12 protein-coding genes are annotated in these 13,279 nt (G+C 73.0%); 3 read left to right on the plus strand and 9 right to left on the minus strand.

Annotation, left to right across the window (positions count from 1 at the left end; translation table 11 throughout):
* Positions 1 to 29 precede the first annotated feature (29 nt).
* Complete coding sequence (locus AB5J73_RS38400) at positions 30 to 1,214, plus strand: 4-hydroxybenzoate 3-monooxygenase (protein ID WP_370963716.1); 1,185 nt, start codon at positions 30 to 32, stop codon at positions 1,212 to 1,214.
* Here the strand turns inward: AB5J73_RS38400 and AB5J73_RS38405 are convergent.
* Positions 1,211 to 3,562, minus strand: a complete 2,352-nt coding sequence (locus tag AB5J73_RS38405) for an alpha-L-fucosidase (protein ID WP_370963717.1) — start codon at positions 3,560 to 3,562, stop codon at positions 1,211 to 1,213. The two genes, AB5J73_RS38400 and AB5J73_RS38405, sit on opposite strands and share 4 nt — an antisense overlap.
* A 232-nt stretch (positions 3,563 to 3,794) precedes the next feature.
* On the opposite strand from AB5J73_RS38405, the gene AB5J73_RS38410 reads away from it, so the two are divergent.
* Both AB5J73_RS38410 and AB5J73_RS38415 read left to right on the plus strand, forming a co-directional pair.
* Positions 3,795 to 4,058, plus strand: a complete 264-nt coding sequence (locus AB5J73_RS38410; RefSeq protein ID WP_370963718.1) for a hypothetical protein — start codon at positions 3,795 to 3,797, stop codon at positions 4,056 to 4,058.
* Between the two features lie 798 nt (positions 4,059 to 4,856).
* Complete coding sequence (locus tag AB5J73_RS38415; protein WP_370963719.1) at positions 4,857 to 6,077, plus strand: SGNH/GDSL hydrolase family protein; 1,221 nt, start codon at positions 4,857 to 4,859, stop codon at positions 6,075 to 6,077.
* On the opposite strand, the gene AB5J73_RS38420 is transcribed toward AB5J73_RS38415, so the two are convergent.
* The 8 genes from AB5J73_RS38420 to AB5J73_RS38455 form a co-directional block, all read right to left on the minus strand.
* Positions 6,063 to 7,340: an MFS transporter gene (locus AB5J73_RS38420; RefSeq protein WP_370963720.1), complete on the minus strand. Its 1,278-nt coding sequence runs from the start codon at positions 7,338 to 7,340 to the stop codon at positions 6,063 to 6,065. The two genes, AB5J73_RS38415 and AB5J73_RS38420, sit on opposite strands and share 15 nt — an antisense overlap.
* Entirely contained in the window at positions 7,337 to 7,879 is a 543-nt protein-coding gene (locus tag AB5J73_RS38425) for a GNAT family N-acetyltransferase (RefSeq protein WP_370963721.1), read from the minus strand. The genes AB5J73_RS38420 and AB5J73_RS38425 overlap by 4 nt, the downstream gene beginning before the upstream one ends.
* 85 nt (positions 7,880 to 7,964) lie before the next feature.
* The gene (locus AB5J73_RS38430) at positions 7,965 to 8,519 is read right to left on the minus strand and encodes a YbaB/EbfC family nucleoid-associated protein (protein WP_370963722.1); all 555 of its coding nucleotides are present in this window, start codon (positions 8,517 to 8,519) and stop codon (positions 7,965 to 7,967) included.
* Positions 8,516 to 8,860 carry a type VII secretion target gene (locus AB5J73_RS38435; protein ID WP_370963723.1) on the minus strand — a complete coding sequence of 115 codons (345 nt, stop codon included), beginning with the start codon at positions 8,858 to 8,860 and terminating at the stop codon, positions 8,516 to 8,518. The genes AB5J73_RS38430 and AB5J73_RS38435 overlap by 4 nt, the downstream gene beginning before the upstream one ends.
* Positions 8,861 to 8,864: 4 nt before the next feature.
* Positions 8,865 to 10,835, minus strand: coding sequence for a hypothetical protein (locus AB5J73_RS38440; protein ID WP_370963724.1), 1,971 nt, complete (start codon positions 10,833 to 10,835; stop codon positions 8,865 to 8,867).
* Positions 10,836 to 10,843: 8 nt separating this feature from the next.
* On the minus strand, positions 10,844 to 11,311 hold the full coding sequence (locus AB5J73_RS38445) for a hypothetical protein (protein WP_370963725.1): 468 nt from the start codon (positions 11,309 to 11,311) through the stop codon (positions 10,844 to 10,846).
* A gap of 19 nt (positions 11,312 to 11,330) precedes the next feature.
* Entirely contained in the window at positions 11,331 to 12,173 is an 843-nt protein-coding gene (locus tag AB5J73_RS38450) for an ESX secretion-associated protein EspG (RefSeq protein WP_370963726.1), read from the minus strand.
* Positions 12,174 to 12,326: 153 nt separating this feature from the next.
* On the minus strand, positions 12,327 to 13,250 hold the full coding sequence (locus AB5J73_RS38455; protein WP_370963727.1) for a ketopantoate reductase family protein: 924 nt from the start codon (positions 13,248 to 13,250) through the stop codon (positions 12,327 to 12,329).
* Between the last annotated feature and the right edge of the window lie 29 nt (positions 13,251 to 13,279).

Genomic DNA, 13,279 nt, shown 5'->3' on the forward strand with positions numbered 1-13,279 from the left:
TTCGTCCGGTTCGCGCTACCCTCGGGCGCATGGTGGCGAGGCGCACGGCGGTGGCCGTGGTGGGGGCGGGCCCGGCCGGACTCACGGTGGCGAACCTGCTGCGGCGCGCGGGCATCGCCTGCGTGCTCCTGGAGCAGGAAAGCCGTGCGTTCGTCGAACAGCGGCCACGGGCCGGGTTCATCGAAGAGTGGGCGGTCCACGGGCTCGAGCGACGCGGACTGGGCGAGCGGCTCGTCGCGAAGGCACCCCGGCACGCGGAGTTCGAGTTCCGCTTCGCCGGGCGGCGGCACACCTTCCGCTACGGCGACGTCACCGGGCAGCGGCATTTCGTGTACCCGCAACAGCTCCTGGTCACCGACCTGCTCGCCCAGTACACCGGCGCGGGCGGCGAAGCGGTCTTCGAGGTCTCGGACGTAGAGCTGCACGGCGTGGCGTCGGACTCCCCCGCCGTCACGTTCCGGACCGCCGCGGGCGAGCACCGGATCGACTGCGACTTCGTCGCGGGCTGCGACGGCGCCCGCGGCGTCACCCAGGGGTACCTGCCGGCGGAATCGACGGTGAAAGCCCACCACGACTACGGAATCGGCTGGCTGGCGCTGCTCGCCGAAGCACCGCCGTCCGCCGACGGCGTGCTGTTCGGCATCCACCCGCGCGGCTTCGGCGCGCACATGGCCCGCACGCCCGGCGTCACCCGGTTCTACCTGCAGACGGCGGCCGGCGAGACCGAAGCGGACTGGCCCGACGAGCGCGTGTGGCGGGAACTGCAGGCCCGGCTGGCCGTGCCGGATGGCCCGATCATCGAGGGACGGCTGTTCGAGAAGCGCATCCTCGACATGCACAACTACGTCGTCGAACCGATGGCGCACGGCCGCCTGTACCTGGCGGGCGAGTCGGCGCACCTGGTCGCGCCGATCGCGGCCAAGGGCATGAACCTGGCCCTGCACGACGCTTTCCTCCTCGCGGAGGCGTTCGAGGCGCACTACGCGGGCGATCCTTCACGGCTGGCCGGGTACTCCGCCGCATGCCTGCCCCTGGTGTGGCAGTACCAGGAGTTCTCGCTGTGGCTGTCGGACATCTTCCACCACACCGCGGCCACGGCGGAGAACCCGTTCCCGGCGCGCATCGCGGAGGCCCGGATGCGCCGCCTGCTGGGCTCCCCCGCCGCGGCCGCGGCGTTCGCGGAGCTGTACATCGGCAAGGACGCCGACCACTAGCTCCAGGCGATCTTGAACACCCAGGTGTAGCGGCCGGCTTGCCGCGCCGCGGCCGGGACGTCGATCACCAGTGCGCCGTCTTCGACCGTCCAGTGCAGGTTCCCGCGGTACCCGAGGAGGGTCACCCGGTCGCCGGTGCGGATCGGGACCGGTGCGTCGACGACCAGCCTGCTGCCCGGTGCCGCCAGCGAATGGACGTAGAAGGCCTCGTTCTGCTTGACCGTGAACCGCAGGTCGCCCAGCTGCGCCATCCGCGACCAGTACGTCGTGCCGTAAATGGCTTCGCCGTTGACCTTCAGCCACGCGCCGGCGTCGCGCAGGTGGCGCTGCATGACATCCGGGATGGTGCCGTCGAAGTCCGGGCCGATGTCGAGCAGGAAGTTGCCGTTCTTCGAGACGATGTCGACGAGCGTGCGGACGACCTCCTCCGCCGTCATGTACCGGTCGTCCGGGGTCGCGCGGTTGTAGCCGTAGGAGAACGGGTCGAGGCCGCGGCTCGCCTCCCACTTCGCCACCACGGTGTTCGGGTACGTCGTGTACTCCGGCGTCGTGAAGTCGTGGTCGGGGATGCCGCCGCGGTCGTTGTAGGTGACGTCCTTGGGGCGCTTGCGGTTCTTCGCGCGGTTGAAGTACTCGGTGAGCACCGTCCGGCTGTCGTTGACGCCGCCGATGTCGAACCACAGCACGTCCGGGTCGAACTCCGAGATCAGCTCGAGCACCTGCGGGGCCTGGTAGTCGCGGACGAAGTCCTTGCCCGCGGTGTACCCGGTGTAGGGCAGCGCCGCGCCGGTGTACGGGTTGCGCGGCGCGTGGCCCATCCACGGGTTGTCCGGGTTGAACCATTCGGGCAGCGAGAAGTACAGGCCGTTGCGCAGCTGGGGGGTGTACTTGCGGGACGCCTTGAACAGTTCGTCGATGATGTTCCGCTTCGGGCCCAGCTTGACGGAGTTGCGGTCGCTGACCTTGGTGTCCCACAACGCGAAGCCGTCGTGGTGCTTGGAGGTCAGGACGTAGTACTCGGCGCCGGCGTCCGCGATCAGGTTCAGCCAGGTGCGCGGGTCGAACTTCGCCGCGGTGAACAGCGGGATGAAGTCGTCGTAGGTGAAGTTTTCGCCGTACTTCTCGCGGTGGTAGGCGTAGGTGGCGCCGTTGGGGTCCTGCTGGTTCTGCCAGTACCACTCCGCGTACTGCTGGCCGACCGGCGCCCACGCGGGCACGGCGTAGACGCCCCAGTGGATGAAGATGCCGAACTTGCTGTCGTTGAACCAATACGGCGCCCGGTGGGTGGCGAGGGAGGCGTCGGTCGGCCGGAAGTCCGGGACGCCGAGGGTGATCGGCACCTGCTGCGTCGCGAGGGTGCCGCGGCCGGCGGTGACGCGGACCTGGCCGTTGGTGGTGGTGCCGGGCGGCACGGACGCGTTCGGCGCGAGGCCGAGCCGGACCGTCGCCTGCTCCCCCGGCGCCAGCGCGCGGATGGTGGCCGGGACGGTGGTCCGGCCGCCGGGGACGTCGACGGTGACGGTGACCCGGTCGCGGGCCCCGAGCCACACGGTGCCGGCGTTGACGACGGTCGCTTCCGCGGCTTGCGGGCCGCCGTCGGTGAGCAGGTTCGCGGTCGACCGGCCGTCGAGCACGAGCGCCGAGCGGCCCACGGCGACCGGCTGCAGGGTGAGCGCGAAGACGTGCAGGCTGGAGACGTTGGGCGCCGGGTTCGCGGTCGTGGGCAGCGTGAGCGCGACGGCTTCGCGGGCCGGGTCGACCCAGACCTGGCCGGTGGCGAGCGAAACGGGGTTGTTGTCGACGACCCCGCCGGGTGCGTAGCGGAACGGCGAGACGAGGGCGCCGGTGCCCGTGTACCAGTCGGGGCCGGAGAGGGAGCCGGTGCTGGTGGTGCCATCGGCGTAGTGGACGGTCGCGGTGCCGCCTGTCGTGCCGTAGCTGGCCGCGACCAGGAAGTACGCGACGAAGTACCGCCCCTTCGGCAGGTCGATCCGCTGGCCGGTGGCGGCGATGTTGTTCTTCGCGCCGGCGGCCGCCGAGCCGAGCTTGAACGGCACCCCGCCGACGGTGGCGGTCTGCCCGGCGGGCAGGTGCTCGGCCGGGAAGGTGTAGCCGGACCCGTCGAAGTCACCCCCGGCGGCCGACGCGCTGTCGATGCCGTCGTTGGTGAACCAGCCGTCGAGCACGACGGGAACGGGTGGCGGCGGCGGGACGATCGGGGTGTCCGGCCCGTCGGCCGCGGCGTCGAAGGGAATCGCGGCACCGGCCGGGGTGCGTCCGGCGGCGCTCAGGGCAACGGCACCACCCAGGGCGATGCCGAGAGCTTGACGGCGGGGGAAGGTCGTCACTGAACCTCCAGGGATCGGATGACTACGGCGGAATGACGACAGGGTTCGCCCCCTGCGGGCCTAGCTGTCGTTGGCGGAGCTGATTCATCCGATGACTGACCCTGCTCGCTGGGTCTCCCGGTGTCAAGAGGCGATCGAACTGAACCTCGCCCCCGGCCGGCGCGTGGTCCTCAGTGACGAGCTGCAGCACTCGACACCCGCGCCAGACCAGCCGCGACGAAGGGCCAGACCGATGTCCACCTACCCGAACGCGCTGAGCCGCCGCGCGATCGCCATGCTGAAGGCGATCGGCGAGGGCCGCGCCGAGCTCCGCTGCAGCTGCGAACCCGATCTCCGCGTCGACGGGTTGCCGTGCTGCGACCAGACCACCGCCCACGACCTCGCCCGCGCCGGCTTGGTCCGGCCAGTGGGGACGCCGTCCCGGGGCCAGTGGGCCCCGGCGGAACTGACCGACGCCGGCCACCGCGCCCTGGGCGGCTTTCCCGCCGCCGCTTGAGTTTTCTCCCCGCGCTTAGGTCGTGAGGCCACCTTGAGGAACTTGAGGTTCCTGGAGGTGGCCTTTACGGCTTTTCCCGGCGTGCCCGCGCTCGGTGCAGGGGGGGGTGGTGGCGTCTTGAATGAGTCATTCAGGTCTTCGGGGGTCCTGAATGACTCATTCGAGACTTTTGCCGGGCGGGCGGGCGGATGGTGGGCGACGGGGAGATCACGCGGCGCAGCGGCGCCCACGCACGCAGGTCACCGGCGGCGGGGCGCGGCGGCGCCCATGCGGCGGGCGCGCAGCGCCCGAGCGGGCGCCGCAGGCCGCCCGGCGGCGCCCGAGGCGCGGGCGCCCGACCGGGCAGGGGGCGCATCGCACTGCCGCAGCCGAGCCCGCGCCGAGGCAACCGGCGGCACCAAGGCGGCGGGCCCGCGTCACCCGCGCGACCAGCGGGCACGCGCCGCACGACGGCGTGGCGGGCGGGACCGGCAAAGCCGCCGGGCGGGACCCAACCCGGACAGGGCGAGAGAAATCGCGGGGTGCGCTGAACCCCCGCGGGCCGGGGGCCGTGCTCTGGTTGAGGGCGTCTCGCACCGCCCTCCGGGGTTACCACGATGCAACGATCCGGGCCAGCCTCCGCCTGATCGGGACCGGGTGCCCCGGCGAGCGGCCGTCGCGGCAACGGCCACCTCGCGCGGGCCCGTCCGGCATCCCCAGAATCCCGGACGGGCCCGCCCCTCGCTGTCCGGGATCTTGTCCGGTCCACTCACCTGATCAGCGGTCGCTCGGTCGGCGCAGGGGCGACACCGTGAGTGCATGCGACGCTTTCTGGCCGTGAGCGCGGCGATCCTGGCGGGGTTCGGTCTCCTCACGACGGCCGGCAGCGCGAATCCGGAAAGCGCTCTCCCGAATCTCGCGCAGCACGCCGTCGGCGGCTGGGTCGGGACCTGGGCCGCGGCGCCCGCGGCCGCCGTCGCGAACACCCCCGACGGCTACCCGGGCTTCTCGATCCGCAACGTCGTGCACACCAGCGCCGGCGGCGGACGAGCCCGCGTCCACCTCTCCAACGCCTTCGGGGCCGCTCCCCTCACCTTCGGGCACGTCACCGTCGCCGTGCAGGGCTCCGGGCCGGACGCCGTTCCCGGGACCCTGCGGGAACTCACCTTCGGCGGGGCACCCGGCGTCGTCGTGCCCGCCGGGGCCGAAGCGCTCAGCGACCCCGCCGAACTGCGGGTGCCCGCCGACGCCAACCTGCTCGTGACGACCTACGTCCCGGTCAAGTCCGGGCCGGTCACCTACCACCCGGCCGCCGCGCAGACGTCGTACTTCACCCGGGACGGCGACTTCGCCGCCAGTGAGTCCGGTGCGCCCTACACCGAGCAGACTTCCGTGTGGCACTACGTTTCCGGTGTCGACGTCCAGGGCGGGGCCGAGGCCACGATCGTCGCGCTCGGCGATTCGATCACCGACGGCGTCGGCTCGCAGGCCGGGGCGAACCACCGCTGGCCGGACTACCTCGCCGACCGGCTGCACGGCCGGTTCGGGGTGCTCAACGCCGGCATCAGCGCCAACCGGCTGCTGCTCGACGTGTCCGGGTCCGGTGCGGGCCAGAACGCGCTGTCCCGGTTCGACCGCGACGTGCTCGGCGTCGGCGGAGTCCGCACGCTGATCGTGCTCGAGGGCATCAACGACATCCAGCAGGACCCGCACCAGACCGACCCGGACGCGATCACGTCGGCGTACCGCCAGCTAGTCGCGCAGGCGCACGCGCGCGGCATCCGGGTCGTCGGCGCCACGCTCACGCCGTTCAAGGGCTGGCGCGTCTACGACGAAACGCTCGAAGCGACCCGCCAGGCGGTGAACGCGTTCATCCGCACCAGCGGGGTCTTCGACGCCGTCGCCGACTTCGACGCCGCGCTCCGCGACCCCGCCGATCCGCACACCCTGCTGCCGGCCTACGACTCCGGCGACCACCTGCACCCCGGCGACGCGGGCTACGAGCGGATGGCCGCCGCCGTCCGCCTAGACCGGTTGTGAGCGCGGGATGAACAGCACCGCGACCAGGCTCAGCACCGCCACCGCCACCAGGTAGAGCGACACCGAAAGCGAAGTCCCGGTGGCGGTCTGCAGCGCCGTCGCGATCAACGGCGCGAAGCTGCCGCCCAGCACCGCGCCGACCGCGTACGAGAACGACGCCCCGCTGTAGCGGTAACGCGGCTCGAACAGCTCCGCGAACAACGCCGACTGCGGGCCGTACGTCGCGCCGAGGCCGATGTTGAGCACCACCACCGCCACGAGCAGCCACGCCGTCGCGCGCGTGTCCACCAGCAGGAAGAACGGGATCGGCCAGAGCACCAGCAGCACCGACCCGGCCAGGTACACCGGTTTCCGGCCCACCCGGTCCGACCAGGCCGCCGTGACAAGGATGCTCACCAGCCACGTCACGCTGCCGACGATCACCACCACGAGCAGCGTGGTCCGGTCGATCTTCAGCACCGAAGTGCCGTAGGACAGCAGGTACGCCAGGAAGATGTACCCGACGGCGGTGTTCGCGATGAAGCTGCCGGACGCCACCAGCAGCGCCCGCGGCCGCTCGCGCAGCACCTCGACCATCGGCCGGCTGCTGCGGGCTTCCTCGTCCCGCAGCCGCGAGAACACCGGGCTCTCCTCGATCCGCAGCCGGATCACCAGGCCGACGCCGACCAGCACGATGCTCGCCAGGAACGGCACCCGCCAGCCCCACGACGCGAACTGCGCGTCGGTCAGGGACCGGCCGAGCACGAAGAACATCAGCTGCGCCAGGATCAGGCCGGCCGGGACGCCGATCTGAGAGAAGGCGCCGTAGCGGCCCCGGTGCCCCTCCGGCGCGTGCTCGACCGCCATCAGCGCCGCCCCGCCCCATTCGCCGCCCGCGCTCAGCCCCTGGAGCAGCCGCAGGACCAGCAGCAGGATGGGCGCCCACACCCCGATCGCGGAGTACGTCGGCAGCAGCCCGACGCCGACCGTGGCCACGCCCATCAGGAGCAGGGACAGCACCAGCATCGCCTTGCGGCCGACGCGGTCCCCGAAGTGGCCCCAGAGGATCCCGCCGACCGGGCGGGCGAGGAAGCCGACCCCGAGCGTCGCGAACGCGGCGAGGGTGCCGGACGCGGGTGACAGCGTGGTGAAGAAGAGCTTGCCGAACACGAGGGCCGTCGCCGTGCTGTAGATGAAGTAGTCGTACCACTCGATCGTGGTCCCCACCGCGCTCGCCACGGCGACCCGGCGCAGCTGCCGGGCCGCGACCGCGGGGCCGCTCACGACCCCGTGAGTGCGGCCGCCGGGACAAGGTCGTCGGCGAGCAGGTCCATCAGCAGCCCGTCGTGCCAGCTGCCGTCCGGGCCGCGCTCGTAGGAGCGCATCCGGCCGACCGGCCGGAAGCCGAGGGACTGGTACAGCTTGATCGCGGCGTCGTTGTCCGCCGCGGGGTCGATCACCACCCGGTGGTGCCCGCGCACGGTGAACAGGTGCTCGGCCAGCGTCCGGATGGCGTCCGAGCCCAGGCCGCGGCCCTGCCAGTCGGGGTGCACGGCGATGTCGATGCCGGCGTGGCGGTACTGCGGGTCGCCTTCCTCGAAGGCGAGCTCGATGCCCACGACGACGTCGTCGTGTTCGATGGCGTAGGTCGTGGTGCCCTCGTCCGGGTCCAGCAAGTAGGACACCTGGGCGGCCACCGGCTCCTCGGCGTCAGCCCACCAGCGGGCGACTTCGGGGTGCGACAGGATCTCCTCGAACCGGGCGGCGTCCGGGGCGGCGGCGGGCCGCAGCCGGACACGGCTACCGGTGATCAGGCCGGTCATCGGCTCAGTGTCGTCGCCCGGCGGGCCGGTGTCGAGCCCCGAACGGGGCAGGTCAGCCGCAGTCGGGCGGCTGACCGTGCCCGCGTCACCAGGGGTTGTTGTCGTCCTCGTCCGGGTCGGGCCGCCGCCGCGGGGGCGGTGAGGCCTGCGGAGCCGACGGCGCCGGCGGGACCGCCGCACCGCCGGACGGGGCCGGCGGGACCGGGGGCGGCGAGGCCGGGGGTTGCTGCTCCTCCGGCTCGTCCGGGTCCGGGAACCGGCCGCGCAGCGTGTCGAGGAGTGCCGCGCGGGTCTCGCGGTCCTCGTCGCCGAGCCGTTCGGCCATCACGCCGGCGACGCGCTCGGCGATGCCGGACTGCGCGCGGCGCATCGTCGTGAGGATCTGCCGGGACAGCTCTTCCAGCGGGAACGACTTGACCTTGTTCGAGAACGTCAGGTCGGTGACCGTGCCGTCGGCGCCGACGGTCACGCTCACCGCGCCGTCGGGGCTGGACGCGGTCAGCCGCAGCCGCTCGGTCTCCTCCTGGGCCGCCTGGTAGCGCTCGGCCTTCGCCGCGAACCCGGCCGCCCAGTCGTCCATCCGGCGGATCGCCTCGTCGGGGTCCCGCATCAGGTCCCCGAGCCCGTTCGGGCCCGTCATGCGCCGGTCCTCGCTTCCGCCGCCCGCGGCGACGCCGTGAGCTGCTTCTCGAACGGCTGCGCGTTCGCCTCTTCACCGTCGCGGTAGGACTGCGCGGCCGTCTTGACGTTGTCCGCGAGCCCGCGCACGCCTTCGATCGACGCGCTCAGCGTCTCCTTCGCCTTCTCCCCCGTCGGCCGGATGATCGGCGGGAGGAACGCGCACAGCAGCCCGTAGGCGTGGTCCGACATCGCCGTGTCGGCCGCCGCGGAGGCCGTGTTGAGCCGGTCGACCAGGCTCTCGACGTGACTCGAGTGCGCGACCAGTTCGTCCGGTTCGACCTCGAAGCCGGCCGCTGTCATGCGTTCACTTCCAATCCTGGTTCTTCCAGTCGCCGATCACCGGCGGTGCCACGACCTGCTCGCCCGCGAAGAAGTTCGGGTCGTCGCTCTCGAGGTAGTCGGCGGCCTTGTGTTCCTTGTCGTTGTCGCCCTTGCCGCCCTTGGCACCGGCGCCCATGCCGCCCATGCCGGGGGAACCGGCCGCGCCGGCCTTGCCCGCCGTAGCCGCGTTGCGCGCCGCAAGCGCTTCGGCCTCCGCGGCCGCGCCGGACGCGGCCCCGCCGCCCAGGCTGCCCGCGCCCGTGCCGCGCACGCCGCCGCCGACACCCGCGCCGCCGGCACCCGCGCCGCCGCCGCCGATGCCGCCGAGGGACCCGCCCCCGGCACCGCCGCCGCCGATGCCGCCGAGCCGGCTCGCGATGCTCTCGCCGTTGATGCCGCCGCCGCGCCCGATGGTCGGCAGCTTGGCACCGCCCGGGCCGGTGCCGGTGGGCAGCCCGGTGATCGGGTCGATGCCGGGCGGGGTGAACCCGGGGATCGGGCTGCCGCCGCGGCCGATGGTGGTGCCACCGCCGCCGGTGTCCGGGATGTTCGGGATCGACGGCGGGGTGTAGCTGCTCCCGCCCGGGCCGCCGCCGGTGTTCCCGCCGATCCCGGACGGCGTGAAGCCGGACGACGTCGTCGAGTCGTCGAAGCCGGGGACCGACGAACCGGGGATGCCGGAACCGCTGAAGCTGCCGCCGGGGATTTCCGGGATGCCGGCCCCGGAGAAGCCCGAGCCGCCGGCACCGCCGCCGCCACCGCTCGCCGCCGGGATGCCGGCCCCGGAGAAGCCGGAACCACCGGCTCCGCTGCCGCCGCCGCTGCCGCCACCGGGGATGCCGCTGCCGGAGAAGCCCGAGCCCTCGGTGCCGGACCCGCCACCCGGGATGCCCGAGCCGCCGCCGGGGATGCCCGAGCCGCTGCCGCCGGGGCCGCCCGCGCCGCCGAGCCCGGCGGCGTCGAGACCGGCCGGGGTCCGGCCGGAAGCGGAGGGGTCCAGCGCCGGGTCCATCGCGGTCCGGGCCAGCAGCGGCTGCGCGCCGCCCGCCCCGGCGCCACCGGCCGGGGTACCGGCCAGCTGCCGCGTCGCGGTGGCGGTCGGCAGCTTCGGCGGGGCCGGGAACCGCGGCGTGGCGACCGCGGCGCCGATGGTCTCGTCGTACTGGGTCATGATCTGCGCGGCGTGGTCCCGCGCGGCCGTCTGGGCCCGGTAGGTCTGCATGGCCTCGCCGGCCGCCGCGGCGTACTGCACCGGGTCGGTCATCGACATCAGGCGCTGGTTGGTGCTCTGCAGGTCGAACTGGACCGGCGGGTTCGCGACCATCTGCCGCTGGGTCTCGTTGAGCGCCTGGGAGTGGATCTCCTGCTGGCGGCCGGCGAGCGTCGCGCCCTGCGCGGTCGCGCCCAGCCACTTGCCGACGCCGGCGAGGTGCTCGCGGACCGCGTCACCGGCGTCGCCCTGCCAGTTGCTGGTGCTCGCGTTGATCGCGTCGGCCAGGGTCTTCTGGTGCGTTCCGAGGTCGTTGCCGACCCGCACCCATTCCTCCGAGGTCTCCGCGACGGTCGCCGGGTTGGCGTCCTGCGTGATGGCCTCGTTCATCTGCTCGTGGGTGGCGTTGGCCCACAGCGTCTTCGGGGCCCCGCCGTTCTCGCGCATGGTGAGGCCCTCGTCGAGGCCGTGCTTGGCGTCGTCGAGGTGCTGCTGGTACAGCTCCTGGATCTTCTTGTCGCGCAGCACCGGGTCGACGACCGGGCCGAGCCAGCCGCGCCGGATCTCGTCGTCGACCTGCCTGGTGGCCATTTCCCGGATCTCGTCGCCGGACGGCGACTTGTCCGTGGTCAGCGGCCCTACGTAGTACTTCGACGACGAATCGGCCGTCACGTCGTAGAGCGGACTGCGCGGGTCGTAGTCCGGGGACGACGGGTCCGAGACGGACTCGGCGGTGGGTGCCACGGTCTCCCTCAGCTCTGGTCGGCGGTCGGGAGCGAGGTCAGCGTCGCGCGCGTGTTCTCTTCCCGGGACTTGTAGTTCTGCTTGGCCAGCTTGATGGCTTCGATGTAGGTCGGGAACTCCTGCCGCGCGGCCTGCAGCTGCGTGACCAGCCCGTGGTCGTCGGCGGCGGTGCTGACCATGTGCGCGGAGACCCACTGGCCGGTCGCGGTGCGGCTCATCGCCGGCGCGTCGTGCAGCCGCTGCAGGTTCGCCCAGCGCTGCTCGAGCGACTCGAGCACGCCTTCCAGCGCCTCGATCAGCTGGTTGCCCGTGGTGTCGTCGATGGCGAAGCCACCGCTCTGGGCGAGCCGCTTCAGCTGGGCGCCCGCCAGGCCGACGCGAACCGCGGCCATGGCCTTCTGCGCGGGTTCGGTCGCGGTCTGCATCTGCGCCGTCGCCTGGAGAGCCTGGCTGACCGCCTCGGTCTCTTCCGTCATCAGGACTTTCCCTTCCCGGTCAGTAGACAGCGGCGATCGCGTCGCGGATCGCGCGCGCGAGGTCGGCCCGCCCGGCCGGCACGTACTCCGCCGTCAGCTCGCCGGCCTCGCCGGTCGTCGTGTGCACGAGGTAGCGGCCGTCGGCGGTGTCCAGCCAGCTCAGCGGTTCGCCCGCGACGCGCTCGCCGCGCCGCCCCTGCGCGCTGACGGCGATGTGACCGCCGCCCAGCCGGGGTTCGGCGAGCACCCGCTCGAGCACCGCGACGTCCGAGGTCTTGCGCGCCGGCGGGCGGCGGCCCGGCCGCACCACGGCCTTGACCTCGATCATGCCGAAGGCGTCGGTTTCTTCTTCCTCGAACTCGGCGTCGGCGATGCGCTTCGCCGCCATGGCCGAGACCTCGCGCCCGGCGGCGCGGTGCACGACGTGCTTGCCCGTGGTCGCGGCCGGGGCGGGCGGCAGCACGCCCGTGACGACCTCGACGAGGTCCTCGTCCGCGAACAGCGAGAACAGCAGGTCGTCGCTGTCCGCCGCCTGCGTGATGCCGAGCGCCTGGGCGCCGTCGGTGACCACGAGCACGGCGACGTCGGCGCCGAGCCCGTCGATCCCGCTGACCGCAACCGAAACCCGGGGCTCGGCGAGCAGCTCGAACGCCGTGCGCACACCGGGGTGCAGCTCACCGGAAACCGACAGCCGCCGCTCTTCGAGCGCGTCGTAGACCTGGCGCGCGACCCGCACGAACCGCACCGGGTCGGTCGGGAGGTTGCCCGCGCGCAGCGGGTACCGCCGGACGTCGGCGCCGGTCGCCTGGCCCACTACGAGAGCTTCGACGACCTCGAGGACGAACTCGAACCGCTCCGCCATTTCCCCTCGCCGATTCTTCGTCGTCAAACCTTCAAGCAAGTTCCCTTACGAACAGTAGCAGTGCCGGAAGAGGCCGTGACGGCGCCGCCACGCCGATGCCCGAAAGACCACCATCCCTGGACTGGGCGGGCAAAGCGCCGTCGGTGACCGCGTTCACCCGATGCGGTGCTGGTGGACGCGCAGCTGCAGGCTGACGAGGTCCAGCAGCGGCGTGGCGACCCCGAGAGCGCGGGCACGCGCGGTGAGGTCGCCGAAGATCTGCTCTCCCTCGACCGGGTGACCGCCGAGCAGGTCGCGGTACAGCGAAGATCCCCCCATCGCGGGGTCCGTCACGGTCTTGCGCGTCGCTTCCAGGTCCGGCGCCGGCACCGGGTACCCGGCCGCTTCGGCGACGGCGGCCGCCTCGGCGACCACGGCTTCGGCGAACTCCGCACCGCCCGGCACCGCGACGACGTCGCCGATCGTGCCGCGCAGCAGGCTGTTGATCCCGCCGATCGCGGCGATGAACACCCATTTCGCCCACATCGCCTCGGTGATCCGCGCGCTCCGGACCACGGGGAACCCGGCGCCGTCCAGTGCCGCGCCGACGTCGGCCAGCCGCGGCGGGGCGGGCTCGGCGCGGGCGCCGTAGGCCAGGTGCTGGAGCGGCCCGAGCCGGCGGATCGCGCCGTCGTCGTCGATGGTGGTCATCACCTTCGCGACGCCGCCGAGCACGGCGTCCTCGCCGAACCGCGCGCCGAGGGCGTCGAGGTGGGCGAGCCCGTTGAGGAACGGCAGGACGAGCGTGCCCGGGCCGACCGCGGGGGCGAAATCGTCGATGGCCGCGGCGAGGCCGGTGGCCTTGACCGCCAGCAGCACGAGGTCGTAGGTCCCGTCGAGCGTCCCGGTCTCGGCCAGCGGCGGCTCCAGCACCGTCTCCTCGCCGAGCCCGACGATCCGCAGGCCGCTGTCCCGCAGCACCTTCGCCCGGCCCGGCCGGACGAGGAACGTGACGTCCCGGCCCGCCTGCAGCAGCCGCCCGCCGAAGTACCCGCCGGTCGCGCCGGCCCCCACCACCAGAATCCGCAAGTCGCTCACCCCATGACCTACACCGGGCGGCGGGCACA

The sequence above is a fragment of the Amycolatopsis sp. cg9 genome (genome assembly GCF_041346945.1).
In the GTDB taxonomy this organism is placed as follows: Bacteria; Actinomycetota; Actinomycetes; order Mycobacteriales; family Pseudonocardiaceae; genus Amycolatopsis.